The 25,933-nt window shown below is 56.6% G+C and carries 26 protein-coding genes and 1 pseudogene; 16 read left to right on the forward strand and 11 right to left on the reverse strand.

All coding sequences use genetic code 11. The features are described from left to right. The first annotated feature begins 58 nt into the window (after positions 1-58). Positions 59-2,350, forward strand: a complete 2,292-nt coding sequence (rnr, locus tag MED193_RS13000) for a ribonuclease R (RefSeq protein WP_009810193.1) — start codon at positions 59-61, stop codon at positions 2,348-2,350. 12 nt (positions 2,351-2,362) lie between these two features. On the opposite strand, the gene MED193_RS13005 is transcribed toward rnr, so the two are convergent. From MED193_RS13005 to MED193_RS13035, 7 genes and pseudogenes are all read right to left on the reverse strand, one after another. Then, positions 2,363-2,782, reverse strand: a complete 420-nt coding sequence (locus MED193_RS13005) for a DUF1801 domain-containing protein (RefSeq protein ID WP_009810194.1) — start codon at positions 2,780-2,782, stop codon at positions 2,363-2,365. A 133-nt stretch (positions 2,783-2,915) separates the two neighbouring features. After that, positions 2,916-3,761: pseudogene (locus MED193_RS23250) on the reverse strand (ABC transporter permease); the annotation flags it as partial. Positions 3,762-3,776: 15 nt separating this feature from the next. Further along, complete coding sequence (locus MED193_RS23255; RefSeq protein WP_009810196.1) at positions 3,777-5,048, reverse strand: ABC transporter permease; 1,272 nt, start codon at positions 5,046-5,048, stop codon at positions 3,777-3,779. Between the two features lie 89 nt (positions 5,049-5,137). Then, entirely contained in the window at positions 5,138-6,244 is a 1,107-nt protein-coding gene (locus MED193_RS13020; protein WP_009810197.1) for an extracellular solute-binding protein, read from the reverse strand. Positions 6,245-6,331: 87 nt separating this feature from the next. Next, positions 6,332-7,432: an ABC transporter ATP-binding protein gene (locus MED193_RS13025; protein WP_009810198.1), complete on the reverse strand. Its 1,101-nt coding sequence runs from the start codon at positions 7,430-7,432 to the stop codon at positions 6,332-6,334. Positions 7,433-7,822: 390 nt separating this feature from the next. Continuing rightward, positions 7,823-9,214: an aspartate aminotransferase family protein gene (locus MED193_RS13030; protein ID WP_039966180.1), complete on the reverse strand. Its 1,392-nt coding sequence runs from the start codon at positions 9,212-9,214 to the stop codon at positions 7,823-7,825. Between the two features lie 65 nt (positions 9,215-9,279). Then, complete coding sequence (locus tag MED193_RS13035) at positions 9,280-9,969, reverse strand: GntR family transcriptional regulator (RefSeq protein ID WP_009810200.1); 690 nt, start codon at positions 9,967-9,969, stop codon at positions 9,280-9,282. Between the two features lie 145 nt (positions 9,970-10,114). Between MED193_RS13035 and MED193_RS13040 the strand changes: the two genes are divergently transcribed. The 5 genes from MED193_RS13040 to MED193_RS13060 all read left to right on the forward strand — a co-directional run bounded on the left by MED193_RS13040 (position 10,115) and on the right by MED193_RS13060 (position 15,451). Further along, positions 10,115-11,200, forward strand: a complete 1,086-nt coding sequence (locus MED193_RS13040; RefSeq protein WP_009810201.1) for a polyamine ABC transporter substrate-binding protein — start codon at positions 10,115-10,117, stop codon at positions 11,198-11,200. A 111-nt stretch (positions 11,201-11,311) separates the two neighbouring features. After that, positions 11,312-12,439, forward strand: coding sequence for an ABC transporter ATP-binding protein (locus MED193_RS13045; RefSeq protein ID WP_009810202.1), 1,128 nt, complete (start codon positions 11,312-11,314; stop codon positions 12,437-12,439). Further along, positions 12,439-13,320 carry an ABC transporter permease subunit gene (locus MED193_RS13050; protein ID WP_039966874.1) on the forward strand — a complete coding sequence of 294 codons (882 nt, stop codon included), beginning with the start codon at positions 12,439-12,441 and terminating at the stop codon, positions 13,318-13,320. The genes MED193_RS13045 and MED193_RS13050 overlap by 1 nt, the downstream gene beginning before the upstream one ends. Then, on the forward strand, positions 13,317-14,132 hold the full coding sequence (locus MED193_RS13055; RefSeq protein ID WP_009810204.1) for an ABC transporter permease: 816 nt from the start codon (positions 13,317-13,319) through the stop codon (positions 14,130-14,132). Before MED193_RS13050 ends, MED193_RS13055 begins: the two co-directional genes overlap by 4 nt. After that, complete coding sequence (locus tag MED193_RS13060; RefSeq protein ID WP_009810205.1) at positions 14,132-15,451, forward strand: FAD-binding oxidoreductase; 1,320 nt, start codon at positions 14,132-14,134, stop codon at positions 15,449-15,451. Before MED193_RS13055 ends, MED193_RS13060 begins: the two co-directional genes overlap by 1 nt. Here MED193_RS13060 and MED193_RS13065 read toward each other — a convergent pair. From MED193_RS13065 to MED193_RS22315, 3 genes are all read right to left on the reverse strand, one after another. Further along, a complete protein-coding gene (locus MED193_RS13065; RefSeq protein WP_009810206.1) occupies positions 15,424-16,236 on the reverse strand; it encodes an aminoglycoside phosphotransferase family protein in 813 nt (270 codons plus the stop codon). The two genes, MED193_RS13060 and MED193_RS13065, sit on opposite strands and share 28 nt — an antisense overlap. Before the next feature lie 135 nt (positions 16,237-16,371). Beyond that, a complete protein-coding gene (locus tag MED193_RS13070; protein ID WP_009810207.1) occupies positions 16,372-17,067 on the reverse strand; it encodes a flagellar hook capping FlgD N-terminal domain-containing protein in 696 nt (231 codons plus the stop codon). 3 nt (positions 17,068-17,070) lie between these two features. Continuing rightward, a complete protein-coding gene (locus tag MED193_RS22315) occupies positions 17,071-18,954 on the reverse strand; it encodes a flagellar hook-length control protein FliK (RefSeq protein ID WP_009810208.1) in 1,884 nt (627 codons plus the stop codon). A gap of 129 nt (positions 18,955-19,083) precedes the next feature. Between MED193_RS22315 and MED193_RS13080 the strand changes: the two genes are divergently transcribed. The 6 genes from MED193_RS13080 (at position 19,084) to MED193_RS13105 (ending at position 22,486) form a co-directional block, all read left to right on the forward strand. Further along, positions 19,084-19,380 carry a rod-binding protein gene (locus MED193_RS13080; protein WP_009810209.1) on the forward strand — a complete coding sequence of 99 codons (297 nt, stop codon included), beginning with the start codon at positions 19,084-19,086 and terminating at the stop codon, positions 19,378-19,380. Beyond that, positions 19,373-19,753 (forward strand): flagellar protein FlgN, encoded by a 381-nt coding sequence (locus tag MED193_RS13085; protein ID WP_009810210.1) that lies wholly within the window; start codon positions 19,373-19,375, stop codon positions 19,751-19,753. The genes MED193_RS13080 and MED193_RS13085 overlap by 8 nt, the downstream gene beginning before the upstream one ends. Positions 19,754-19,982: 229 nt before the next feature. After that, positions 19,983-20,807, forward strand: coding sequence for a flagellin (locus MED193_RS13090; RefSeq protein WP_009810211.1), 825 nt, complete (start codon positions 19,983-19,985; stop codon positions 20,805-20,807). Positions 20,808-20,889: 82 nt separating this feature from the next. Further along, a complete protein-coding gene (gene flaF, locus MED193_RS13095; protein WP_009810212.1) occupies positions 20,890-21,276 on the forward strand; it encodes a flagellar biosynthesis regulator FlaF in 387 nt (128 codons plus the stop codon). 2 nt (positions 21,277-21,278) lie between these two features. Then, complete coding sequence (gene flbT / locus MED193_RS13100) at positions 21,279-21,683, forward strand: flagellar biosynthesis repressor FlbT (protein WP_009810213.1); 405 nt, start codon at positions 21,279-21,281, stop codon at positions 21,681-21,683. Next, positions 21,680-22,486, forward strand: a complete 807-nt coding sequence (locus MED193_RS13105; RefSeq protein WP_009810214.1) for a DUF1217 domain-containing protein — start codon at positions 21,680-21,682, stop codon at positions 22,484-22,486. Before flbT ends, MED193_RS13105 begins: the two co-directional genes overlap by 4 nt. 147 nt (positions 22,487-22,633) lie before the next feature. Here the strand turns inward: MED193_RS13105 and MED193_RS13110 are convergent, their stop codons facing one another. Next, positions 22,634-23,962 carry a FliI/YscN family ATPase gene (locus tag MED193_RS13110; RefSeq protein WP_009810215.1) on the reverse strand — a complete coding sequence of 443 codons (1,329 nt, stop codon included), beginning with the start codon at positions 23,960-23,962 and terminating at the stop codon, positions 22,634-22,636. 88 nt (positions 23,963-24,050) lie between these two features. Here MED193_RS13110 and MED193_RS13115 point away from each other — a divergent pair, with 88 nt between their 5' ends. The 4 genes from MED193_RS13115 to istA form a co-directional block, all read left to right on the forward strand. Then, positions 24,051-24,437 carry a FlgB family protein gene (locus MED193_RS13115; protein WP_039966877.1) on the forward strand — a complete coding sequence of 129 codons (387 nt, stop codon included), beginning with the start codon at positions 24,051-24,053 and terminating at the stop codon, positions 24,435-24,437. 14 nt (positions 24,438-24,451) lie between these two features. Next, positions 24,452-24,844, forward strand: coding sequence for a flagellar basal body rod protein FlgC (gene flgC / locus MED193_RS13120; RefSeq protein WP_009810217.1), 393 nt, complete (start codon positions 24,452-24,454; stop codon positions 24,842-24,844). Between the two features lie 23 nt (positions 24,845-24,867). Further along, positions 24,868-25,116 (forward strand): flagellar hook-basal body protein FliE, encoded by a 249-nt coding sequence (locus MED193_RS13125; protein WP_009810218.1) that lies wholly within the window; start codon positions 24,868-24,870, stop codon positions 25,114-25,116. A 107-nt stretch (positions 25,117-25,223) separates the two neighbouring features. Then, a partial coding sequence (gene istA / locus MED193_RS13130; RefSeq protein ID WP_039966879.1) for an IS21 family transposase occupies positions 25,224-25,933 on the forward strand: 710 nt, incomplete at its 3' end.

Below are 25,933 nucleotides of genomic sequence, written 5' to 3' on the forward strand. Positions count from 1 at the left end.
CGCGCTCTGCAACGCTTTTCATCATGACCTCTCTGTCCAGCCGTGTTAGGCGGGAGATATGACCCGTATTCCCTCCAAGGCCGAGATCCTCGATTGGATCAGCGCCCACCCGACCCAGACATCGAAACGCGACATTGCCAAGGCCTTTGGCATCAAGGGCGCCGACCGCATTGATCTCAAGCGCCTGCTGAAGGAGCTGGAGGCCGAAGGGCATTTGCAAAAGCGCAACAAGACCTATCGTGATCCCGAGCAACTGCCGCCCGTCACCGTGCTGCTGGTCAAGGCCCCGGACGAAAACGGCGATCTTTATGCGCAGCCGCTGGAATGGCACGGCGAGGGGATTGAACCCGTCGTGCTGCTGGTCACCACCCCTGCGGGTCCCGCCCTTGGGCAGGGCGATCGCATCCTGGCCCGGTTGAGCAAGGTCGAGGGCTCGGATCACCACTACGAGGCGCGGATCATCCGCCGCATCGGCATTAATCCCAAGCGGGTCATTGGCATCTTCCGCAAAGGGGCTGAGGGCGGCCGCATTGTGCCTATCGACAAATCCTCCTCTAACGAGTGGATCGTTCTGGAAGACGCCGTACAGGGCGCGAAGGATGGTGAACTGGTGGAGGCCGAACAGGCCGGTCCCAAGGGCCGCATGGGGCTGCCGCGGGCGCGCGTTATCAACCGGCTGGGTGATCCATCCGCCCCCAAGGCCGTATCGCTGATCGCCATTCATCAGCACGGCATTCCTGATGATTTCCCAGACAAGGTGGTTTCCGAGGCAGATGCCGCCAAACCGATGGGCCTGTCGGGGCGCGAAGATCTGCGCGATATGCCGTTGATCACCATCGACCCAGCGGATGCCCGCGATCACGATGACGCCTGCTATGCCGAGGCAGATAGCGACCCCAAGAACCCTGGTGGCCATATCATCTGGGTCGCCATTGCCGATGTCGCCGCCTATGTTACAACCGGGTCGGAGCTGGACCGCGAGGCCCGTAAACGCGGCAATTCCTCCTATTTTCCGGATCGCGTGGTGCCGATGCTGCCCGACCGGCTGTCGGGCGATCTGTGCTCGCTGCACGAGGGCGTGCCGCGCCCCTGTCTGGCGGTGCGGATGCAGGTGGATGCAGAGGGCAACAAGCTCTCGCACCGCTTTGTGCGCGGGCTGATGCGCTCGCAGGCCTCGCTGCATTACGCTGAGGTCCAGGACGCCATGGACGGTCAGGTGACAGACCGCACCGAGCATTTTCTGGAACCCGTGATCAAGCCGCTTTATGCCGCCTATGCCGCGTTGAAAAAAGCGCGTGCCAGGCGCGAACCGCTGGATCTGGATCTGCCGGAACGCAAGATCGTGCTGAGCGACAGCGGAAAGGTCACATCGGTGGCCTTCCGCGACCGGCTGGATGCGCACAAGCTGATCGAGGAATTCATGATCCTCGCCAATGTCTCAGCTGCTGAAACCCTAATCAAAAAACGCTCGCCGCTCTTGTTCCGGGTCCACGAAGAACCCGCACCAGAGAAGCTGGAATCGCTGCGCGAAACCGCCATGGCGGCCGGTTTCCCGCTGGCCAAGGGGCAGGTTTTGCAGACCAAGCACCTGAACGCCCTGTTGAATGGCGCTGCTGGCACGGATGACGCCGAGCTGATCAATATCTCGACACTGCGCTCGATGCAGCAGGCCTATTATACGCCAGAAAACTTTGGTCACTTTGGTCTCGCCCTGCGCAACTACGCGCATTTCACCTCGCCCATTCGCCGCTACGCTGACCTGATTGTGCATCGCTCGCTGATTTCCGCCCATGGCTGGGGCGAAGATGGTTTGCAGCCAGCCGAAATCGAACGCCTCGAAGAGACCGCCACCCATATCTCCGAGACCGAGCGCCGCTCGATGATCGCAGAACGGGACACCACCGATCGCTATCTGGCCTCCTATCTATCGGAACGGGTCGGCAATGAGTTCGCTGGCCGGATCAGTGGCATCGCGCGCTTTGGCGCCTTTGTAAAAATGGACGAAACCGGGGCGGATGGTCTGGTACCGGTGCGTACCATCGGGCGGGAATTTTTCCACTTTGACGCCGAGGCCGGAACCTTGATGGGGGCTGATACCGGGTTTACCATCTCACTCGGCCAGCGGGTAACGGTGCGCCTGACACAAGCGGCGCCCGTTACCGGCGGACTTGAGCTGGAGCTTTTGTCGATCGAAGACGCAGACCTGCCCAAAGGCGGCTTTGGCGGTGGGGTCGGCAAGGGTGGCGGTCGTCGGCGCAGCCCAGCAGGACATACCGCAAAACGCAAAAGCAGCCGGTCTAAGCATAAGGCTGCCAAGGTGAAACGGAAGGTCGAGCGCAAACGCCGCTGAGCAAAAGCGCGGCTATTTGCCTGCCTTTTTCTTTCGCAACCGATAGGTCAAAGCCTGTTCAATCAGCCAACCGTGGCGCAGGGGGTCTATCTCTGCGACATGGTCAAACAGGACGGCACGGGTGCCCTCCACCCGGTCCCACATGGGGTATTCCGCCAGATACTCTGGGATCAAGCGGCTTTGGCAATGTACAAACAACGCAAACCTTGCGGTTTTTGGAACGCCCAGGCGGATGGTACTCCCCGCCTTTGTTTCTGGTGTCAGATAGGCTGGCTGCCCCCAACGCAGCGTTTCCTCTATCACGCCGATATCGGGCTGCGCCTGCGCAGTGTCAAAGATCATCTCTCGCAGCTGCAAAAGGCCTTCGCGGGCCTCACGGTCCGACAGATCATAGGCTTCTTCGACTTGCTGACTGGCGAAAGGGAATTTCATCTTCACACCCCCATATTCCGAACCTTTCTATTCAACTTAGGCGTTTTCAGCCAGAATCGCTAAGGCCCAATAGAAAGGAGGCCCAAGATTTACCAGGGCCTCCTTTGTCAGAACGATATGAGATGAGCCGCGCTTAGCTTGGGCTCATACCCCGCAGGCGTTCGGAACGACGGCGCAGCAGTTCAACAGTTGCCAGCAGCGCAATTGAGATTGCCACCAGAATCGTCGCCACCGCCAAGATGGTGGGCGAGATCTGTTCGCGCAGCCCGATGAACATCTGCCAAGGCAGGGTTTTCTGACCGGCCGAGCCAACAAAGAGAACCACAACAACCTCATCAAACGACGTGATAAAGGCAAACAGACCACCGGAGATCACGCCAGGCAGGATCAGGGGCATCTGAATGCGGAAGAAGGTGGTTACCGGGTCTGCGCCCATATTTGCCGCCGCGCGGGTCAGCGAGCGGTCAAAGCCCACAAGCGTCGCGGTTACGGTAATAATGACAAAGGGAATACCCAGGGCCGCATGGGCGAGAACCACACCGATATATGTCCCCTGCAGGCCGATACGGCTGTAGAAGAAATACATGCCAGCGGCCGAAATGATCAGCGGCACGATCATCGGCGAGATCAGGATCGCCATGATGGCACGCCGGAAGGGCACGTGGGGCTGGCTGAGACCAATCGCCGCCAAGGTTCCGAAGGTCACAGAGACAATCGTTGCCATGGGGGCAATCTTCAGCGAGTTCCACATGGCACTTTGCCAAGAGTCATTGCCAAAGAAGTCACGATAGTGCTTCAGCGAAAACCCTTCCGGATCCAACCGAAGCATTTCAGGTGTGAAGGTGAAGAAGTCCTGCGCATTGAAGCTCAGCGGGATGATCACCACGATCGGAGCAATCAGGAAGAAAAATATCAACCCACAGATCACCCGAAAGGAGTAGTACCAAGCCCGCTGGCCGGTGGTCGCGTATGGAGGAAGTGCACTCATTGTCGGTTACCCCAGCTTCACGTTGTCGATGCCGACAATTTTGTCATAGACCCAGTAGAGCAACAGCACCACTGCGAGAAGGATCGCACCCAGTGCCGCACCCAGACCCCAGTTGCCCGATGTCGAGATGTGATAGGCAATCAGGTTCGAGATGAAGGTCCCTTTGGTACCGCCCACCAGGGCAGGTGTGATGTAGTAGCCAACCGCTAGGATAAAGACGAGGATCGAGCCCGCGCCAATACCTGGAATGGACTGCGGGAAGTAAACCCGCCAGAAAGCCGTCCAGTTGGTGGCGCCCAGCGACTTGGCCGCACGTAGGTAGGTCGGCTGGATCGTCTGCATCACCGAGTACATTGGCAGGATCATGAACGGCAGCAGGATATGGGTCATCGCAATGATCGTCCCCAGCTCGTTGTTGATCAGCACCAATCTGTTGTCATCGCCAACAATACCTATCCAGACCAGCACGTCATTGATGACGCCTTGTTGCTGCAGCAGGATTTTCCAGGAGGAGGTCCGCACCAGCAGCGAGGTCCAGAAGGGCAAAAGCACCAGAATCAACAGCATATTGGCGGAGCGTGTCGTAATATTGGCCAGCAACCAGGCGACCGGATACCCCAGCATGATACAGCTGAAAGTAATGATCAGCGACATCCGCATGGTTCGGATCAGCATGGTGTTGTAAATACGTTCTGTTTCCGGGCGCACCTCGGCGCCTTCGGCCCCCAGCTTCATATCTACCGCATTGAGGAAATACCCAATGGTACGGGTGCCCGAATAGGTCTTGATGGTGCGCCACAGTTCGATATCGGCCCAGCCATCGTTGAGCTCGATCAGGCGCTCCTTGTAGGGGCCTTCGTTCTCAACATCCCATTTTCTGATCTTGCGACCTGATTTACGAAACACCGAGGACAGTCCAGGGTTTTCATAGTTCAGACGTTTGGCCACTTTGGTGTGAACCTTGATCTCTGCTGCAGCCTTTAGATCCACTGCCAGGGCGGCGAAAACCGCTTCATCGGGCAGGTCCGGCGAGGCAGGATCCCAATTCTCAAGAGCAGCCACAGTTCTTGGCAAAACCTCCTGAACAATGCGGTTATCCACCGACCGGAACAGCATGTCGCCAACAGGCAGGATAAAAGTCACAAGGATAAACAAGAGCAGCGGTGCGATCAGCATCAAAGCCCTGAGCTTTTGCATCCGCAGTGCCTTTGCGAGGCTGCGCTTTAGCGGCGTGCCATCAGCGGCCAGCACTGGGCCGTTTTGGGTGGTGTCACTCATGGTGGGGGTCCCCGTCGGGTCTTTTTTGGTTGGTGGAGAAAGGGCCCAGACTGTGCCGGGCCCTTTCCCGTTGTCACAACGAGGTCAGATTATTTAACCAACCAGGCCTGGAATTTTGCGTCCAGATCATCGCGGTTGTCTGCCCACCATTCGTAGTCATAGGTGTGAACGTTGCCAGCGTTGGCAGGATCGGTTGGCATGTGAGGCGCCATTTCGATACCCAGTTCAGCGTGCTTACCAACCAGTGGCGCCGAAGAGGCACGTGCCGGACCGTAGGAGATGTAAGCCGCCTGATCAGCAAGACGCTGGGTGTCGGTGGCGAACTTCAGGAAGTCCATTGCGCGGGCTTTACGGTCCGCAGGCAGACCGGCGGGAACGATCCAGCCGTCCAGGTCAAAGGACTGCATGTCCCAGAGCATCCCGATTGGCTGATTCTGCTCAGCAATGGCTGAGAAAAGGCGACCGTTGTAGGTGGAGCCCATGATAACTTCGCCATCAGCCAGCAGCTGAGGGGTTTCTGCACCAGCAGACCACCAAACAACGCTGTCTTTGATGGTGTCGAGCTTGTTCAGCGCGCGGGTCACACCTTCATCGGTGCCCAGGACGTCATAGATACCGTCCTTCGCAACGCCGTCGCAGTACAGAGCCCATTCCATGTTGTCGATTGGGCGCTTCTGCAGCGAACGCTTGCCTGGGAATTTCGCCAGGTCAAAGATGTCGCAAACAGAGGTAGGTGCTTCGGCGCCAACCAGGTCGGTACGGTAGCCAAAGGTGGTCGAGTAAACGATCTGAGGCACAAAGCAGTCAGAAACCAGCAGGTCGCCGAAGTCGTCAGAAGCCGAGGTGCCATCGGGGGCAGCGGCCAGATCTTCGTCGTGGTTGATTTCTTCAGCCAGACCTTCGTCGCACAGGCGCATCGCGTCAGAGGCAACAACGTCAACCAGATCCCAAGTCACGTTGCCGGCTTCGTTCATGGCGCGCAGCTTGGCAACCGCTTCCGCTGAGCTTTCGTCCCAAACGGCTTTGACGCCATCGTTTGCCGCCAGATAGGGCTCAACATAGGCTTTGTGCTGGCTGGACTGGTAGGCACCGCCCCAGGATACCAGCGTCATTTCGTTCGCCATGTCTTCGGCAAATGCCGCAGGCGCGATCAGCGCTGTGGTCATTGCCAATGCTGACAGTTTTGTCATCTTCATGAGAGATCTCTCCTTGTTGAAAGTCGTTCGTTATCTTTTACCCTCCCGGTCATAGCTGCCGGGAGTTGTTCTTATGTGGGGTATAGATCAGGCGTCCAGCGCGTGGCAGTCGTCAGGCAACCAGCCAATTTCGATTTGCTGGCCAGGTTTCAGACGGACCTGATCAGGCGCGTTCCGTGTCTTGATGACAAATTCATCGTTGCCTGCAACCCGCAGACGGGTGCGGAAAATGTCACCCATGTAAATGAACTCGAGCACCTCAGCCTTCAGGGTATGAACCCCCTCGGCAAGACGGTCCTTATTGTATTCGACGCGCTCTGGGCGAATGGAAACACGTGTCCGCTCGCCAGGTTTGCTGACATTCACGGGCCGACAATCGATCAACTCACCGCCATCCAGCTGCACCAGCGCGACGCCGTTGTTGATCTCTTTGACCACGCCCTCGAGCGTGTTGTTCTCGCCAATGAACTGCGCAACAAAACTATTTTGTGGTTCTTCATACAGCTTGTCTGGCGGTGCCAGCTGCTGAATACGGCCATCCTCAAAGACCGCAACACGGTCCGACATGGTCAGGGCTTCGGTCTGGTCATGAGTCACATAGACAACAGTAATCCCGAGGCGGTGCGCCAGGTGGGTAATTTCAAACTGCATCTTTTCCCGCAGCTGTTTGTCCAGCGCGCCAAGCGGCTCATCCATCAAAACCAGCTCGGGTTCAAACACCAGCGCCCGCGCCAGAGCGATACGCTGCTGTTGGCCACCAGAAAGCTGCGAGGGGCGGCGACCGCCAAAGGCGCCCATTTCCACCATATCCAGAGCGCGCTTTACCTTTTCCTCACGCTCGGACTTGCCCATCTTGCGAACTTCCAGCGGGAAGGAGAGGTTCTCGGCAATGGTCATATGCGGGAAAAGGGCGTAGTTCTGAAACACCATGCCAATGCCACGTTTATGCGGCGGGATGTTGTTGATCGAGGTGCCACCAAGGCGAATATCGCCATGGGTTGCCGTCTCAAATCCAGCCAACATCATCAAGCAGGTGGTTTTACCAGAACCCGAGGGCCCCAACATGGTGAGGAACTCACCTTTGGGCATAATGAGGTTCAGATCTTTTACGACAAGGTTCTCACCGTCGTAGCTCTTCTGCACGCGTTCGAATTCTACGAACGCGTCATTATTCGACGCATCAGCCAAAGCAGGCTCCCCGTTTTATGTAATCGGCAGATTGGTTCTGCGCTTCTGTCGTGATGTAAGCATACCCTTAGCAGGGGATGCAACCACATCATCTGATTACCGTTGTTTATCCAGACTAGGGGCATGTCCTCGCCAGTAAGAACCGACTGCGACCATCAAAGTGATTTTTGCGACAAGTATCGACTTGTTTACGCTAACGCTGGGGAAACCATAAGAGGGCTGGGACACAAAACCAGAAGAAAGCCCCGCACCCTCTTTGGCGCGGGACCATTTTGAGGCTCTGGCCCGGCCTTTCACCCTTAGGCCCCGCCACAGCTGCCGCAGCAGGTTGCGCCAGGGCAATGGCGACCTGCTGCAATTTAGGCGCTCGTTTTCCAGAACACCTGCGATTCAGGCACTTTGCAAAAGGCCTTTCTCCTGCAAAATCTCATAGCACTCATCCAGAGAGGTGCGGGCGCGGGCAATCAATACGTCTATCTCTTCTTGCGTGATGACCAACGGTGGCGAAATAATCATCCGATCCCCAACATGCCGCATCACCAGGTTATTGGCAAAACAGCGTTCGCGGCAAATAAACCCAACCGTTCCCGCATCAGGAAAGGCTGCGCGCGTCGCCTTGTTTGGGGTCAAAGCAATCGACCCCATCATGCCGACGATCTTAGCCTCGCCCACCAGCGGATGATCAACCAATGATTCCCACTTCTCTTTCAGATAGGGACCAGCAACATCCTGAACGTGGCTGACGACATTCTCTTCTTCGAGGATTCGCAGGTTTTCCAGCGCCACCGCTGAGGCCACGGGATGACCAGAATAGGTATAGCCATGATTAAACTCATCCGAGGCAATAACAGCGGCAACCTCATCACTGACAACAGAGCCACCGATGGGGGCATAGCCAGAGGACAGCCCTTTGGCGATCGTCATGATATCCGGACGGATGCCCATGGTCTGTGACCCGAACCAATTACCAGTCCGACCAAAGCCACAGATGACTTCATCTGCGATCAGCAGGATTTCATATTTGTCGCAGATCCGCTGAATTTCAGGCCAGTATGTGGCAGGCGGCACAATAACACCGCCAGCGCCCTGAACGGGCTCGGCGATGAAGGCAGCAACGCGGTCCTCACCCAGTTCCAGAATCGCCGCTTCCAGCTCCTGCGCCCGTTCCAGACCAAAATCATCCTCAGGCGTGTCACCCCCTTCGGCCCACCAATGAGGCTGATTAATGTGATGAATGTCAGGGATCGGCAGGCCACCCTGCTCGTGCATAGCACTCATCCCACCCAACGAGCCGCTGCCGACAGAGGAGCCGTGATAGGCATTTTTGCGACTGATGATGATGGATTTTGTCGGCTTGCCCTTCAGCGCCCAATAGTGCCGCACCATGCGGATATTGGTATCGTTGGCTTCCGATCCAGACCCGGCAAAGAACACATGATTCAGATCCCCCGGCGCCAGCTCGGCAATTTTGGCGGCCAGAGCAATCGCAGGCACATGGGTGGTCTGGAAGAAAGTGTTGTAATAGGGCAGCTCGCGCATCTGACGCGCGGCAACGTCAGCCAGCTCATCGCGGCCATAACCGATATTGACGCACCACAGGCCCGCCATAGCATCCAGGATCTGGTTGCCCTCGCTATCGGTCAGCGTCACGCCCGACGCCCGAGTAATGATACGGCTGCCTTTTTCGGCCAGTTCCCCGTTGGCCGTGAAAGGGTGCATATGGTGGGCGGCATCCAGAGCCTGCAATTCGGCTGTGGGCATGTGATTGGTGATCGCGTTCATCAGGCAGACTCCATCAATGAGAGATTGCGCCCAGAATATGATCAAATTTCACCTTGTCAATCGAATCAGTTGGCACCGCCTAACCCTTGAGTTACCTGCTCCATGCCCTGCGCCACGTCTTTTTCCATGGCCTGCGCCACTTTTTCTGGCTCCCCTCGGCGCATCGCTTCGATGATGTCCTTATGCCGGTCCGGGAAGCTCTGGGTACCAAAGCGCCCACAGACCACCCTAAGTGAAGGACCAAACCGTAGCCAAAGCCGGTCGGCAAGATCTGCCATGATGGGGGCATTGGCGCAGGCGTAGAGCTCAGAATGGAAGCTGTAATTTTGCACCAAATAGCCCGCGACATCCCCGGCAGAGATAGCCCGATCCAAGGCAATATCAATCGCTTCCAAACGGGCAATCTGCACCGCATTCATCCGCAGGGATGCCCGGCGAGCCAGCTCAGACTCTATTGTTTTCCTTACAAAACCTAGCTCATCAATATCCGCGGAGCTCAGAACCGGCACCGAAACTCGGCGGTTGCCCTGAAACATCAGCGCCCCATCTGAAATCAATCTGCGAATGGCTTCGCGCACTGGGGTCATACCCGCCCCAAGGGACTCCGTTAGCCCCTGAATGGTAACCGCCTGCCCTGGCGCCAGCTCTCCAAATAGGATCTGCGCCCGCAGTTGTTGATAGACGATCTCATGGGCCGGTAGTTTTGGCCCCTCATCGGGGTCAGTCTGGCCGGACTGAGCTACTGTTTTGGTCATCGACACTTGCGGTTTTCCTCCTAAATTTTGGGCAGCTTGCACGAAGTTCTGCCCAGTGGAAACATAAACAGTATTGCCGAATGAGGCAAAACTTGATCAAATCTAGGTCAGCCGGGCCAACACCGGTACCCACAGGGAGATAACAATGACACTCAAAATGATGACAACGACCGCTCTTGTCGCATTGCTCGGCTCCGCAGCCATGGCCGAAGAAGTACGCGTCTACAACTGGTCTGACTATATTGATGAAGCACTGCTGGAAAAGTTCGAAACCGAAACCGGTATCAAACTGATCTATGATGTCTTCGACAGCAATGAATTGCTGGAAACTAAAATGCTGGCAGGTGGCTCCGGGTATGATGTGGTGGTGCCGAGTGGCACATTCCTACAGCGCCAGATCGTGGCAGGCGCATTCCAGAAACTGGACATGTCCAAACTACCTAACCACAAAAACATGTGGGATGTCGTGGAATCTCGCACCGAACAATACGACCCGGAAAATGCCTATTCCGTCAACTATATGTGGGGGACCACTGGCATCGGCGTGAACGTCGGCAAAGTGAAGGAACTGCTGGGCGACGACGCTCCAATCAACTCACTTGAGCTGGTTTTCAACCCCGCAAATATGGAAAAACTGGGCGAGTGTGGTGTCCATTTCCTAGACGCGCCCGCCGAAATGATCCCAGCTGCGTTGAAATATATCGGCGAAGACCCCGACAGCCATGACCCCGAAGTACTGGCCAAGGCCGAAGCTGTCTTTATGGGTATTCGTCCCTATATCCAGAAATTCCACTCTTCCGAGTATATCAATGGCCTGGCGAATGGTGACATTTGTGTCGCCGTTGGTTGGTCTGGAGATGTTCTGCAGGCGCGGGACCGAGCCGCCGAAGCAGAGAACGGTGTCGAAATCGCCTACCATGCGGCTGTCGAGGGCGCGCAGATGTGGTTTGACCAGATGGCAATTCCTGTCGACGCCCCCAATCCAGATGCCGCGCATGTGTTCCTGAATTTCATCATGGATCCAAAGAACATGGCGGACGCATCGAACTATGTTTACTACGCCAACGGCAACAAGGCATCGCAGGAGTTCCTGGTCGAAGACGTGATTGGCGATCCAGCCATCTACCCGGATGAGGCCACATTGGCGAACCTCTTCACCACCACGCCCTATGCCCCCAAGGTGCAGCGTGTGGTGACCCGCATGTGGACCAAGATCAAATCCGGCACCTGATCTTAATCGATCCGGCAGGGCGCCCAGCGCGCCCTGCCTTTGCCTAATTGCGACAAACCTCTGACAGCGCGGCGAGCAACCAGCGTCTTCAGAAATTGCGGGGGACGCAGCTTGACTATTCCTGTATTCGAACCCTGGAACGATCCAGAGGCCAAGCCCTTGATCCAGTTCCAGAACGTCACCAAGCGATTTGGCGACTTCACGGCGATCGACGATCTAACCATCGGTATCTACGAGAAAGAGTTCTTTGCGCTATTGGGCCCCTCGGGCTGCGGCAAGACCACGATGATGCGCATGCTCGCCGGGTTTGAAACGCCCACCGAGGGCAGCATCTATCTGGCCGGACAGGACATGGCGCCTGTGCCCCCAAACAAACGCGCCACCAATATGATGTTTCAATCCTATGCGCTGTTTCCGCATTTGAGTATCTGGGAAAACATCGCCTTTGGCCTGAAACGCGAAGGCATGGCCAAGCCGCAGATCAGTGACCGAGTGAACGAAATGCTGCGCCTGACCCGGCTGGAGAAATTTGCCAGCCGCAAGCCACACCAAATATCGGGTGGTCAGCGTCAGCGGGTTGCTCTGGCGCGCTCTCTTGCCAAAAAGCCCAAACTTCTGCTGCTGGATGAACCCTTAGGCGCGCTGGACAAAAAGCTGCGTCAGGACACCCAGTTTGAGCTGATGGACATTCAGGAAAAGACTGGAACCACCTTTGTCATTGTGACCCATGATCAGGAAGAAGCGATGACCGTCGCCAGCCGCGTTGCCGTTATGGACAACGGCAGGATCATTCAGGTCGCCACCCCCGACCGTATCTATGAGACCCCAAACTCGGTCTATGTCGCTGATTTTATTGGTGAAGTGAACATAATCGACGGCATCGCCACACCAAATGGCGAAGAGAGCTATTCTGTCGCCTGGAAAGACGGACAAGCCCCACTGAACGTTAAATCGCCAAGTAGCTTCTCCGATGGCCAGAGCTGCCATCTGGCGATACGGCCGGAAAAGGTCACCATCAATGCGGAGAAACCCACCGGGGCCGATAACGTAGTGGAAGGCAAGATCCTCGACATTGCCTATCTCGGCAATCTGTCGACCTACCATGTTGAATTGCCCTCTGGTGCAGTGATCAAGGCTCAAAGCGCCAATACCCGCCGAATTTCACGTCGTGCCTTCACATGGGAAGACACTGTCTGGCTGTCCTGGACCGCCACGGCAGGCGTTCTCTTGGCTGCATGATGCGCCGCTTTACCCTGATTGCTATCCCCTATCTTTGGCTCTTGGCGCTGTTCCTGGTGCCTTTTGTCATCGTCTTTAAGATCTCGCTTTCCGATGTGGCCTTGGCCCGCCCGCCCTATACCCCTCATTTTGATTGGGCCACTGGTATCTGGGCCTTCCTGTCAGAGCTGGATTTTGAAAACTTCGTCTTTCTGACCCAGGATGATCTCTACTGGAAAGCCTATCTCAGCTCACTCAAGATCGCTGCTATTTCAACGCTGCTGACCCTGCTGGTCGGCTATCCCATGGCCTACGCTATGGCGCGCGCGCCGCAGGAATGGCGTGCCACTCTGATGATGCTGGTGATCCTACCCTTCTGGACCTCTTTCCTGATCCGGGTCTATGCTTGGATGGGCATTCTGTCGAACGAGGGCTTTCTCAATCAGTTTTTACTTTGGACCGGGGTGATTTCAGAGCCGCTGACCATCCTGAACACCAATACAGCCGTCTATATTGGCATCGTCTACACCTATCTGCCTTTCATGATCCTGCCGATATATGCCGCTCTGGAGCGGCTTGACGAATCCCTCATTGAGGCCGCTGAGGATCTAGGCTGCTCCCGCCTTTCGGCCTTTTGGCTGGTGACTATCCCGCTGTCCAAAACCGGCATCATCGCTGGCTGTTTCCTGGTCTTTATCCCTGTGTTGGGCGAATTCGTTATTCCTTCGCTCCTCGGTGGATCCGATACGCTGATGATCGGCAAGGTCCTGTGGGAAGAGTTCTTCTCCAACCGCGACTGGCCCGTGGCCTCGGCCGTGGCCGTGGTTCTGTTGCTGCTCCTGATCATCCCCATCGTGCTGTTCCAGCGCAACCAGCAGAAACAGCAGGAGGCCGAGCAATGAAACGCATGAGCTGGTTCAATACCGTTTCGCTGACACTTGGCTTTGCCTTTCTCTATGTCCCGATGCTGATCCTGGTGATCTACAGTTTCAACGAAAGCAAACTGGTCACTGTCTGGGCCGGGTTCTCGACCAAATGGTACGGCGAGTTGATGCAGAACGAGGCCTTTCTCAGTGCCGCCTGGGTGACCATTAAAGTGGCGGTGATATCGTCAACCATCGCAACGGTTCTGGGCACAATGGCCGCCTATGTTCTGGTGCGCGGCGGGCGGTTTATGGGACGCACCCTGTTTTCCGGCATGATCTACGCACCGCTGGTGATGCCGGAAGTCATCACTGGCCTGTCGCTGCTTTTGCTGTTCATCGGCATCGGCTTGGATCGGGGTGTCCTGACCATCGTGCTGGCCCATACAACCTTTTCCATGTGCTATGTCTCGGTGGTGGTGTCCTCGCGGCTGGTGACCTTCGACAGGTCGCTGGAAGAGGCCGCGCTGGATCTTGGTTGCTCTCCTTCTGAGGCCTTCCGGCTGGTCACCCTGCCGATCATTGCGCCCGCGGTCATTTCAGGCTGGCTGTTGGCCTTTACCCTGTCGCTGGACGATCTGGTCATCGCCTCCTTTACCTCTGGGCCTGCGGCGACAACGCTGCCGATCAAGATCTATTCGGCGGTGCGCCTAGGCGTCTCTCCCGAAATCAATGCCCTCTCGACCCTGATGATTGCAATTGTCACCATAGGCGTCCTCACCGCTTCGCTGGTCAACAAGCGCCAGATCGTACGGCAACAGCGTGAAGAAAAAGAGGCTGGGCGCAACTAATGCGAAGGATCTTTTCCGACTACGCCTATGGCCCCGCGCCACGCGAAAACTGCTGGTGGGATGAAACCGTGGATGCGCCCCCCTGGCCGCGGCAGGCCGGGGAGCTGAATGTTGATGTCGCCGTCATTGGCGGCGGCTTTACCGGCGTGTCGGCAGCGCTGCACCTGGCAGAAACCGGCACCAGCGTTGCGGTCTTGGAGGCAGAGACACCCGGCTGGGGGGCTTCCGGGCGCAATGGCGGCTTTTGCTGCCTGGGCGGGACCATGCTTTCTGGCACTGCCATGCAGCGCAAATACGGCCAGCAAGCCACCGAAACCTACGCTGCTGGAGAATTGGCAAGCATCGAATTGGTGCGCAGCCTGCTGGAGCGCCACGGGATAGACGCGGACACGCATTCCAAGGGTGAAACCCGGATGGCCCACAGCCCCCGTGCCATGGCCGCCCTGCGCCGCGAAGCGGATCAGATCGCAGCGGCAGGGGACACGCCCCAACTGCTGGAAAAGGAGGATCTTGCAGCGCAGGGGATGAGCGGAACCTTCTTTGGTGCGCTGACAACACCTGTTGGCTTTGGCCTCAACCCGCGCAAGTACCTCTTTGGCATCGCCCGCGCCGCCGAAAATGCTGGTGCCAAGCTGTTCCAATACAGCCCTGTGACCAAACTGGCACCCACCTCTGGCGGGCATGTCCTGACCACCCCAAGTGGGCAAGTGCGCGCCAAAAAGGTCATCATTGCTACCAATGGGTACTCTTGGGATGGGCTGCCAAAGTGGCTGTCCGGGCGTTATCTCCCGGCCCAATCAACGGTCATGGTGACCCGCCCACTGAGCGAAGCCGAGCTACAGGCGCAGGGTTGGTTCAGCGATCAGATGGCCTATGACACTCGCAACCTGCTGCATTATTTCCGTCTGATGCCAGACAGGCGCTTTCTCTTCGGCATGCGCGGCGGTCTGTTTGCCTCCCCCCGTGCTGAGGCCTCTATTCGCCGGCTTCTGCGCAGCCATTTCGAGACCTTATTCCCCGCATGGCGCGAAGTTGAGGGCACACATTTCTGGTCTGGAATGGTCTGTATGGCGCGTAATTTGGTGCCCTTTGTCGGTCCGATACCGGATAATCCCGGTCTTTTTGCTGGGTTGTGTTACCATGGAAATGGCGTTGCCATGGGCAGCTATGCTGGGCGTTTGTTGGCGGATCTGACGCAGGACAAGATACCCGACCTCCCCTATTCCCCCGCACTGCAGGGCATGTCTCGCTTCCCCTTTGGCCGTGCCAGGCGAATTCTTATGCCACCGTCCTACGCAGTTTTGGGGCTGATGGATTGATCCATAGCCGCCAGCTCCAGATCACAGGCCTGCCTGTCCTGTGGATTTCCCCGCCTGCAGCGCCAAAGGCAATAGGCTGCCATACGCCAATGAAACCAGGGCTTTAAGGATAGATATCGCCCTACAATACGTGGATCGGGGTAGGCGGAAAGAAAGGCCTCTTCCTCGGCCTGTGACAGCACCGCGCCTCGATAAAGAAACTGCATGGCCGGCGACAGAAACAGCGCCAGATCCTCGCTTGGGTCGCCCATTTGCGGGCATTGCCAGTCAATCAGCGTCAGCGTGCCGTCATGGGCCAGTAGGTTCCCCGGCACTGGATCACCATGGATCAACGCCAATTGTTTTAGAGGAGGCACCTGACCAATTGGGCACCTCCGTTGCAGCTCAGCAACCAAATCGGTCGTCAAGGTGCAGTGAGAGAGAATTGCATTCCCCTGCGCCTCCAGCTCAGCGCTGCCATTGACGCCTAATGGCAGACCGCCGAACTCTGGCTGGTCATGCAACCGTCCCAAAAGCTGGGCCACATGGCCGCTATCCTGCTGCCACGGCGCGCCGGTGATGTGACCATAGATCAACCAATCATGGCCCTCAAAACAACCCGCGCCTTGCAAAGGCGGAACCATGCCGGTCCCGGACAAGGCCGTCAGGGCTGCGGCCTCTCTCGCCGGATCATTGTCGAACAGCGGGTTATCGTCCTGTTTCAAATAGAGTTTTATGACGAGGTCGCCAACCCGCCAGACCCGGTTAGATCGCCCCCCCTGCAAGGGAATAGGCGCAGCGGCCACCAGCCCCTGCGCCTTGAGCGATTGGAAAAACCGCTGATCAAAATCTGTATCCAGGTCTTGCAGGACGTCACACTCCGCTTTGGGCAGCTCCGTTCTTAGGGAGCAACATCTCTAGACCCTGCGGCGCCGTTTGGATCAAGCCTCTTCTTGTTCCATTTGTTCCGCTGCGGGGTCGCGCAGCGCTGTGACCGAGGTCGCCAAGATTGCAAAGCCGGTTTCGTTGATCAAGACAACATCACTGCCCGCCAATTGGGTTTCCTGCACAGTGGTGTAGACTTCCGCCATCTCAGACAGGACAACCTCTCCATCCACCGAGCTTTCGACGATGAAAGTATAATCCCCTGCCGGAACGGTATCCCCGTCAAAGCCGGTGCCGTCCCAATCATAGGGCTCTGCACTGACTGGCAGCGAGATGCGGTTGACCTCATCCCCATCTGCATTTCGGACCACAAGCGTAACTTCATCCGCCGCAGCTGCAGGGTTGGGAGACACATTGACTGGGGTGGTGCCGTCAAAACTCGCTGCTGTGGCAGCACGCACTTCCATGCCGACCCAGCCCGTCAAGGCCGCCATATTGCCCAGTCCCAGCTGCTCCAACGCAGACCCCAGGTTATCATTGGTCAGAACCTGCTGCTCAACCATGGAGAATTCCGCGAGCTGAGAGGCGTATTCCGTGTTGTCCATTGGCTCCGTGGGGTCCTGATACTTGGCCTGTGCCGTCAATAGCTTGATGAAAGTATCAAAATCAGAGGTTAGATTGGTGCCCCCCCCAGCGGAGGCGCTGTTAGCTGTCGCTGTATTGTAGTTGGTGCCAGAAACTTCTGTCGTCATCAGTTAGACCCTCATGTCCACGCCGGCATTTCCAAACCGGAGGTGTTGTACCTGTTTTTCTGCAAGCTCAGACGCTGCCAGGTCATCCAATTCGTCTGTGTTGGATGATGTACCCATGCCGGATGCGCTCTCGCCTTCGCTACTGGTCTGGCCACCCGAAGCGCCGCCGCCATTGAATTCAAACGAGACGTTTTCAAAACCCATTTTACGGAACTCATCCGCCAGTTCATGGATATGGCGGCGCATCAAATCACCGGTTTCGGCCCGCTCGGTCTGGATGACCACAGTGATTCCCGTCTCGCTGGTGGAGACCCGCATCTTGACCCGCCCCAACTCTTCGGGGTTCAGAGCCACATCAACATTGCGCTCCCCCTTGGCAAAAAAGGCCTGGGCCAGTTGCACTGCAACCAACCGGGGTGTTTCCGGGCGATGTACGGTTCCCGGCTGAGCCACAGCCTCAGTCAAGAGTTGTGACAAACCCGGCAGATCTGGTGTGAGATCAGCGCTCAGCAGTTGCGCCTCGCCCCCAAGGCCAGCACCAGCGCCAGAGGCGTCACCGGCAAGCATCTGGGCGGCAAAGGCCTGCTGCACGGCGCTAATCTGCGCAGCTGCAGCTGTCGTCGGTTTGGGGGCTGTGTTCGCGGGTGATGCATTACCAGAGACTACGGCCTGCGCGTCACGGGCTTCGCGGGCCCGCCCCTCCGCCCGACGCCCTGGTTCAGTGGACGGTGTGCCACGGGATTGGCTCGCAGCTGCCGCTGCCTGTGCCTCTCCTGAGCTTGCGGATTTTGCATTTGCCGTCGGCTGAGAGGTCTCTGTCGCATCGTCAACTGCGGCCTCATCCGCCGCTGCACCCTCCGCTAGGGTCGTCTCATCCGGCCCAGAGGTCTGTGTTACGGGCGCAGATCCCGCCGCTGCGGCGCGCATCTCGCTACGGCGAATCGCTGCATCTTGCGCACGGGTAACAGCCGATGTTGCCGCTGACTGCTCTGGAAGCTTATCGCCCAGCTCCGCATCCAATGCCCCAGCCTGCGCTGTATCATCTGCATTGATCACAGCCTCAGCCGGTGCGGTGCCGGTTTGAACTGTGGTCTTAGAAGACTGAGCTGAGGTCTGTCCCGTGGGAGCAGCTAAACCAGCTGTAACTTGGGTACTGGCAGTGGATTGCGCCGCACGAGGCACATTTGCGCTTTCGCCTTCAGCACTGTCGCCCTGTGCTGCGGGAACCTCATCCGCCAGCGGCGTTGCATTTTCGCCCCCCTGCTCCGCTGCGACAGCCCCCTGCGCACCAACAGCGCCCACGGGTTTCTGAGCCCGGGCAGTGGCATCAGGGTCCACAGCAGTTTTTGCAGTATCAGGCTTTCCATCAACGCCCTGAGCAATCCCTACAGGGGGAACTTCTGTCTCTTGCGCTGCAACCTCTACGGCAGCAGGCAGCGCGGTATCGGATACAGAATCAGTGTCCAAAACGCCTGTTTCGGCGCTCTTCACCTCACCTTCGGAGGTCGATAGCTCAGTTTCTAAAGAGATTTTGCCCTCGGTCGAGGTCTCGCTCATGCCGATCTCAGCAGCGGTTTCCCCATCACTCGCATCCCGAGCAGAGCGCGGTGTCTCTGCCTCTTGAGCTGCGGATTTACCTGCATTGGGCTGCTTCTGATCAACGTCTTTAGATCGACCATCCGCCTCTCGCTGCTCAGCTGCTTTTTCAGCCTGCTTGGAGCGCTCTTTTTCAGACGCCAGCTTTGCCTCATCTCTTCGGGCACGATCATCCATGTGATCGGAAAAGCTGCGGGTTGTTTGCTGCCGTTGGGGGCTTTCTGTCGCCTTAACGCCAACTGGGTCAGTCGCGCCAGAACGCAGCTGGCCAAGGAGTACATTTGTGAGCATTCGGATTCCAGACATTCTATCTCGATGCCCCCAGCTCTAGAGCAAAGCGGTTACGGTAATTTTAACCGCTCCTGAGGCATTCTCAGAAAAATCAAGCAAATCTGAATTAAAACTGGAGCGAGGTGCAGGATGCCCAATCTAACGACAGTTCATCAGGCGACAACAGCGCCACCCAGGCTTCAACAGCCCACACCGGATGACGCGATTCGCGATGCTGCAAAGAAGTTAGAAGCTTCTTTTCTAACGGAAATGTTGAAATCTGCGGGGCTTGGGAAAAGCCGCGAGGGCCTTGGCGGCGGCGGCGAAGGCGAGGACCAGTTCAGCAGCTTTCTGGTCCGCGCCCAGGCAGAACAGATTACCGAAGCCGGCGGCATTGGCCTCGCCGAATCACTTTATCAAGCAATGAAGGATTCCTCTAATGACTGACCCAAACCCACAACTGACCCACCAAAACCCCCAAAGCCTTATTGATGAGTTGGACGAGATTCTTGACCAGGAACGCAGCGCATTGGTGCGCGGCGAGCTGCAACAGATCGAAGGTCTCCTCGCTCGCAAGGAAGCGATCATCGCGAATCTCAACACCATCGACACATTGGAACGAACAGCCCTGGCCCAGGTACAAACAAAGGTGTCGCGAAATCAGGAACTGCTCAACAGCGCTATGGAAGGCATTCGCAGTGTCGCCACACGCATGGCTGAACTGCGTCGTGTCAAAAAGGGACTGGATGTTTATGACCGTGCTGGCCGCAAGGCGCGCTATGGAACAACCATGGGGCAACGGCTGGAAAAACGCAGCTGAAACACGGGAGCTAAGTCGCTCCAGGGTTTAGTAAAATTCTACGGAATGTGGTTTTGAACATTAGCACTCTCTTAGCAACTTTAGACGCAATGTCTCCTTGCATCTCATCACTGAGGTGGCGCGAAAGCCGACAGGCAAACGCATTGTCAGAAAGACGCCAAAACGCCCCCTTCTGGGGCAGGGAAAACTACTGAGACTAAAGTGTCTCAATCGCTAAAGGAAAAAAGCTATGACCAGTATTCTGACAAACAATGGCGCAATGGTTGCTCTGCAGACTTTGTCTTCTATCAACAGCGACCTGACAGAGACTCAGAACCAGATCTCCACTGGTAAAGAAGTCGATTCTGCCAAAGATAACTCGGCCATCTGGGCGATTTCCAAAGTTATGGAATCTGACGTTGCTGGCTTTGAAGCCGTATCTGACTCGCTGTCCCTGGGTGAATCCACTGTTGCTGTTGCAACTGCGGGTGCCGAGCAGATCACCGACCTTCTGAAAGAAATGAAGGAAAAAGTTGTTGCCGCAACTGGTGAAAACGTTGACCACGCCAAGCTGGAAGCTGACGTTGACGAGCTGAAAAACCAGATCACTTCCGTGATTGGTGCTTCGCAGTTCAACGGCGCCAACCTGCTGAACACCGCCGGTGGCGACATCACTGTTCTGTCTTCGCTGGACCGTGATGCATCTGGTACCGTGACTGCCTCCAACATCACCGTTGCTTCGGTTGACTTTGAAGCAGGCCTCAACCTGACCTCCGTTGACATGAGCGATGCGACCACTGCCGAAGCATCGATCGATGACATCGAAGCTCTGATCCAGGCCGCTGTTGACGGTGCTGCTGCTCTGGGCGCCTCCGCTGCCCGTATCGAGAAGCAGAACGAGTTTGTTTCTAAAGTAACCGACGCCATGAAGTCCGGCATTGGTGCACTTGTTGATACCAACATGGAAGAAGCATCCGCTCGACTAAAAGCTCTGCAAACTCAGCAGCAGCTTGGTGTTCAGGCACTTACCATTGCCAACTCGGCACCGGAAACTCTGCAGCAGCTGTTCCGTTAAAATACCTAACCCAGGGCGTGTCATTCACGCCCTGGGCCCCTCTTCTCAGAGAATCTGAAGAAATAATACGTTAGGAAAACACGTGAACGCACTGCTGAAAGCGAAGAGTGCCTATTCTGCGGCAAAGGCCCCGACCAGAACGACCGTAGACAAAGAATATGATATCGTCGCTCGCTCGACGCAAAATTTACTTGCTGCACATAAGGTCGCTAGCGCGAACAAGGGAACCGAGGGGTTCAAAGTCCTAACTGAAGCGCTGCACAAGAACCGCAAGATGTGGAACATTTTCACCGCGGATCTCGCTTCATCGGACAACCAGTTGCCGCAAGATGTTAAAGATAATCTGTTTTACCTAGCTGAATTTACCCGTCAGCACACCAGCAAGGTCCTATCGCGCAAAGCGAATGTGAGAGCGCTGATTGAAATCAACATGGCCGTCTTGCGCGGCCTCCGCAGCGGAGCAACCTAAATATGAGTGGACTTGTTCTCAAACTGGCCCCGAAAGAGCGGGTTCTGGTCAACGGCGCCGTTATTGAAAACGGCGACAGACGGAGCCGCCTGTCCATCGTGACGCCAGATGCCAATATCCTGCGCCTACGCGATGCCATCCATCCAGAAAACGCCAATACGCCTGTTCGTCGAGTGTGCTATGCAGCTCAACTGATTTTGACTGGCGACAGTGACCCCGAAGAAGATCGCCTGCCAATGCTGCGCCGGATCGAAGAACTGAGCCAGGTCTTTTTGGATGCTGATAGCCGCAGTGCGCTTGCCGACGCCACAGAAGCCCTGTTGGAGGACAATCACTACAGGTGCTTGAAATCCCTACGCACTCTGCTGCCACGGGAAGAACGTTTGATGGCGATCCGTCCGTCATGAGCTTTGAACCTACCATCCCTTCAACTGGCTTGACTGGCTGGGCCTTCTTGCAGTCCACCTACGACCGCCAGTTCGAGCACTTCAACAAAGATCCGATCCTGGAGCGCGACAACGAGTACTTCATGGAAAACATCGGCAATGTCAAAACCGCAGAGGACTTGGTTTCTGACTACCGCTTGTTGGAGGTAGCCCTGAACGCTTTCGGTCTCGCAAGTGAGATCGATTCAAAGGCGATGATTCAGAAAGTTCTGGAAGATGGTAGTGAAGCGGATGATGCCCTGGCCAATAAATTGGGCGACGACCGTTGGATCGACTTCACTGATGCCTTCAAGTTCGGCCCCGGTCTAGCACCTGTGACTGGCCTGACCTACAAGATGCAGGAGATCGCGGACAAAAATGTTGTTCAGTCGTTTGAAGACGCGGTTGGGGCACAAGACGTCTCCATGCAGATCGCGCTTTATGCCGAACGCGAACTGGTGGACCTCGTTACCTTCGATGATGAAGGCGAAGAATTGTCTATTACGGGGCAATGGCTAAACATCATTGGTCAGCCGCAGCTTCAATCCATGATGCAGACCACACTTGGACTGCCAAGTGATCTTGCCCTGCTTGATATTGATCAGCAGGTGGACATTCTGCAGGATGCCGCAAAAAAGCGATTTGGCTCTGATGATCTCAAGATGTTTTCTGACCCCGAAGAGATGAAGACATTGATCAACACCTATCTGGCACGGACAGAGCTGGAAGCCTATCAAAGCTCCAACTCCTCTGCCTCCCTGGCGCTTTCGCTCCTGCAGTCCTGAGCCATTACCTGACCAATCGATCGAGATAAAACAAAGGGCGCTTCCAGATGCACTGGAAAGCGCCCTTTTTGCATCGCAATCGCGCGAGCTGGAGCGCGCTGCTTTGTGAACAGTTAAGGAGGCTCCTGCGAGCCTCCTTGCCCTATCCTATCGCCCCTTGCTGACGCGGCGCAGCATAAGTTGCAGGCGGCTGAAGCTGTTGCTCACCCCCTGGGGATCTTCCTTGCCAAAGAAGGCATCCAGCTCTGGCCATATCTTTACCGCCTGATCCAGCACCACGTCATTGCCTTCGGAGTAGAGGCCAGCGCGGATCATAACCTCAGATTGTTCATAAGAGCCCAGGAACTTCCGCACCTCCAGAATGGTAGCGTTTTCTTCGTCTGTCGCCGCCGCAGGCAAGCTACGCGAGACTGAACGTGACACATCGACCGCCGGGAACCGGCCGCGCTCTGCGATCTCTCGGTTGAGCACGATATGCCCATCCAGAACACCCCGCAAAATATCTGCAATGGGTTCATCCATGTCGGACCCCGCGACCAGAACACTGAACACAGCCGTAATGTCGCCTTGCCCCTCAGAGCCAGGTCCAGCTCGCTCACACAGCCCAGTAATCAGCGGCGTCACCGAAGGGGGGAACCCGCGTAGCGAGGGCGCCTCGCCCGAGGCGGCGGAAATTTCCCGGTGGGCCTCGGCAAAGCGTGTGACCGAATCCGCCATGAACAGCACGTTCTTGCCCTGGTCACGGAAATGCTCTGCGATTGTCATCGCCGCCCAGGCGCTGCGGCGCCGTACCAGCGCAGACTGATCAGAAGTCGCTGCCACAACAACGGCGCGTTTCATGCCTTCTGGGCCCAAAACATCTTTGACGAAGTGATTCACTTCGCGACCCCGTTCGCCAATCAGAGCCATGACCACGACGTCAGCCTGCATAAATTGCGCCATTTTTGCGAGCAAAGTCGATTTACCAACACCAGAGCCCGCAAAAAGACCGATACGTTGGCCCTGAACGATAGGGAGAATCGTATTGAACACTGACAGCCCAGTGTCCAGACGCGCCCCCATATGACGCCGACCGGCCGCTTTGGGAGGCGGTGCCATCAGGTCGCGGGCCTTCTCGCCACGTAGCAACGGGCGACCATCCAGAGGCTCTCCAAAGGGATCAATGACCCGGCCGATCCAGTTGTCGCCAGGGGCAAAATCTGGCGCAGGCATCAGCTTCACCCGATCATTTATCGCCACACGATCCGGAGATCTATCAGGTAACATACTGATTTTATTACTATCAATCTTCAATACTTCGCCGTGAAGCTCATCACCCGGGCCGCGGACAAGAACCAGGCGGTCACCGATTCGGGCTTCGCGCTCTAGGCCGGAAATTTCAATTTCTCCGCCAGAAATACCACTGACGCGTCCCATGGAAGTTGCCAGTTTCTTACTGGCGATTTGTTCAGTCAAAGCTTTCAGCTCTGGAATCATGGCCTGAGGCCTCCAACTAGTTCCTGAAACAATTTCTAAAGGAATCAGGGTTAAGCCTTGATTGAAATTGATCGAGGGAGAAGCCCCGGTGTTCACCGAACTGAACGTTTTTAAAATCGCATATTCGATGGCCAGCCACGCCGGCAAGCGTCAGGCACTGGTGTCTGAGAACATCGCCAACGCGGATACCCCTGGCTACCACGCCAAGGACATAAAACCTTTTAAGGAGGTCTATGCCGCCGGGCCGCGCCCAGGCGACATGGTGGCCTCACGCGGTTCACACCTGAATGGTATCAACGGGTCCAACATGGATTGGGCTGTCACCACTTCAGCTGTTGGCACCGACCCCAACGACAACTCTGTTTCGATCGAAACCGAAATCCTCAACGGGGTTGAGGTCAAGCGCCAGCACAGCAGGGCGCTCGCCATCTACAAATCATCGATGAACATTCTGCGCACCAGTCTTGGGCGCTAAAGGGGGCATGACCAATGAGTGAATTTTCCAACTCTCTGAGTGTGACCGCCAGTGGCCTGAAAGCACAGGCCACCCGTCTGCGTCACGTTTCTGAAAACATCTCCAACGCCGATACCCCCGGATATCGCCGCAAAAGCGTCCCCTTTGAGGCCGCGCGCGATCTGGAAAATGATGTCGAGCGGGTCAAGACTGGCCGCGTCGTCCTCGATCGCAGTGACCTGGAGAATGTCTATGACCCTTCGCATCCCCTGGCGGATGAAAGCGGTCACTACGAGGGATCGAACGTAGATCTGATGATCGAGATCGCCGACGCCCGCGAGGCGCAACGCAGCTATGACGCCAACCTGAAGATGTTTGAACAAACCCGTGGAATGTCAGCCTCGCTGATGGATCTGCTGAGAAAGTAACCTAACACCCGAGGAGATCCAGAATGGATATTCGCTCTATCGCTTCCGCCGCTGGTGGCTACGCAGCCGCCCGTCCCGCCACCAAAGTGGACCCAGAGTTCCAGGGCAATAGCCCCACGGATCAGCTGCGTTCCAGCTTTGCCAGCTTTGCCAATACCCTACAGGTGGGTGAACAGACTGCAGTTCAATCGATGACCGGCGATGGCGATCCCCATGCACTGGTGCAGGCCCTGGCCCAGACCGAGCTGGCGGTTGAGACCGCAGTGTGTTGATTTGCGCTGAGAACTGACCCGGTAGGCCTATAAATTTTCACTGAGAATTGACCCATGTGAACCCGCTACCCTGACGCTTTTGTTCGGGGAGATATGGAGTGATCGACATGGGATTTTTAAGTGTAATACGACGTTGGGCTTTGCGTGAAGATATGCCAATTCGAGAGATAGCGCGGCGGACGGGATTGTCTCGCAACACCATCAAGAAGTACCTGCGTGAGGGCGCTGTTGAGCCGAGGTTCAAGACGCCCAAACGGCCAAGCAAGTTGGACCCGTTTGCGGATCGTTTATCAGCATGGTTGTTGGCTCAGACACGCAAATCGCGCAAAGAGCGGCGTACTGTGAAGCAGATGCACGCCGATTTGGTGAAGTTGGGTTATGCGGGATCCTATGCGCGCGTGGCCGCTTTTGCCCGTGCATGGCGTGAAGACCGGCATCGTGTGGAGCAAACAACTGGACGCGGCACGTTTGTGCCTTTGGTATTCCAACCGGGTGAAGCGTTCCAGTTCGATTGGAGCGAAGACTGGGCCACAATTGGCGGTGAGCGGGTCAAGTTGCAGGCCGCCCATACGAAGCTCTCGCACAGCCGGGCATTCCTGGTGCGCGCCTATCCATTGCAAACACACGAGATGCTGTTCGATGCTCATTGGCATGCATTCCGCGTGTTTGGCGGTGTGCCTGGGCGCGGTATATATGACAACATGAAGACCGCTGTTGATCGCGTTGGCCGTGGTAAACAGCGCGACATCAACGCCCGCTTCAAAGCGATGGCCAGTCACTATGTTTTTGAACCTGAGTTCTGCAACCCAGCGGCAGG

The organism is Roseobacter sp. MED193 (genome assembly GCF_000152965.1).
GTDB lineage: Bacteria > Pseudomonadota > Alphaproteobacteria > Rhodobacterales > Rhodobacteraceae > Pseudophaeobacter.

Excerpts from the sequence above, each read along its gene's own strand:
- rnr (WP_009810193.1), top strand. The coding sequence starts at position 59 with ATGACCCGTATTCCCTCCAAGGCCGAGATCCTCGATTGGATCAGCGCC.
- MED193_RS13005 (WP_009810194.1), bottom strand. The coding sequence starts at position 2,782 with ATGAAATTCCCTTTCGCCAGTCAGCAAGTCGAAGAAGCCTATGATCTG.
- MED193_RS23255 (WP_009810196.1), bottom strand. The coding sequence starts at position 5,048 with ATGAGTGACACCACCCAAAACGGCCCAGTGCTGGCCGCTGATGGCACG.
- MED193_RS13020 (WP_009810197.1), bottom strand. The coding sequence starts at position 6,244 with ATGAAGATGACAAAACTGTCAGCATTGGCAATGACCACAGCGCTGATC.
- MED193_RS13030 (WP_039966180.1), bottom strand. The coding sequence starts at position 9,214 with ATGAACGCGATCACCAATCACATGCCCACAGCCGAATTGCAGGCTCTG.
- MED193_RS13035 (WP_009810200.1), bottom strand. The coding sequence starts at position 9,969 with ATGACCAAAACAGTAGCTCAGTCCGGCCAGACTGACCCCGATGAGGGG.
- MED193_RS13040 (WP_009810201.1), top strand. The coding sequence starts at position 10,115 with ATGACACTCAAAATGATGACAACGACCGCTCTTGTCGCATTGCTCGGC.
- MED193_RS13050 (WP_039966874.1), top strand. The coding sequence starts at position 12,439 with ATGCGCCGCTTTACCCTGATTGCTATCCCCTATCTTTGGCTCTTGGCG.
- MED193_RS13055 (WP_009810204.1), top strand. The coding sequence starts at position 13,317 with ATGAAACGCATGAGCTGGTTCAATACCGTTTCGCTGACACTTGGCTTT.
- MED193_RS13060 (WP_009810205.1), top strand. The coding sequence starts at position 14,132 with ATGCGAAGGATCTTTTCCGACTACGCCTATGGCCCCGCGCCACGCGAA.
- MED193_RS13070 (WP_009810207.1), bottom strand. The coding sequence starts at position 17,067 with ATGACGACAGAAGTTTCTGGCACCAACTACAATACAGCGACAGCTAAC.
- MED193_RS22315 (WP_009810208.1), bottom strand. The coding sequence starts at position 18,954 with ATGCTCACAAATGTACTCCTTGGCCAGCTGCGTTCTGGCGCGACTGAC.
- MED193_RS13080 (WP_009810209.1), top strand. The coding sequence starts at position 19,084 with ATGCCCAATCTAACGACAGTTCATCAGGCGACAACAGCGCCACCCAGG.
- MED193_RS13085 (WP_009810210.1), top strand. The coding sequence starts at position 19,373 with ATGACTGACCCAAACCCACAACTGACCCACCAAAACCCCCAAAGCCTT.
- MED193_RS13090 (WP_009810211.1), top strand. The coding sequence starts at position 19,983 with ATGACCAGTATTCTGACAAACAATGGCGCAATGGTTGCTCTGCAGACT.
- flbT (WP_009810213.1), top strand. The coding sequence starts at position 21,279 with ATGAGTGGACTTGTTCTCAAACTGGCCCCGAAAGAGCGGGTTCTGGTC.
- MED193_RS13105 (WP_009810214.1), top strand. The coding sequence starts at position 21,680 with ATGAGCTTTGAACCTACCATCCCTTCAACTGGCTTGACTGGCTGGGCC.
- MED193_RS13110 (WP_009810215.1), bottom strand. The coding sequence starts at position 23,962 with ATGATTCCAGAGCTGAAAGCTTTGACTGAACAAATCGCCAGTAAGAAA.
- flgC (WP_009810217.1), top strand. The coding sequence starts at position 24,452 with ATGAGTGAATTTTCCAACTCTCTGAGTGTGACCGCCAGTGGCCTGAAA.
- MED193_RS13125 (WP_009810218.1), top strand. The coding sequence starts at position 24,868 with ATGGATATTCGCTCTATCGCTTCCGCCGCTGGTGGCTACGCAGCCGCC.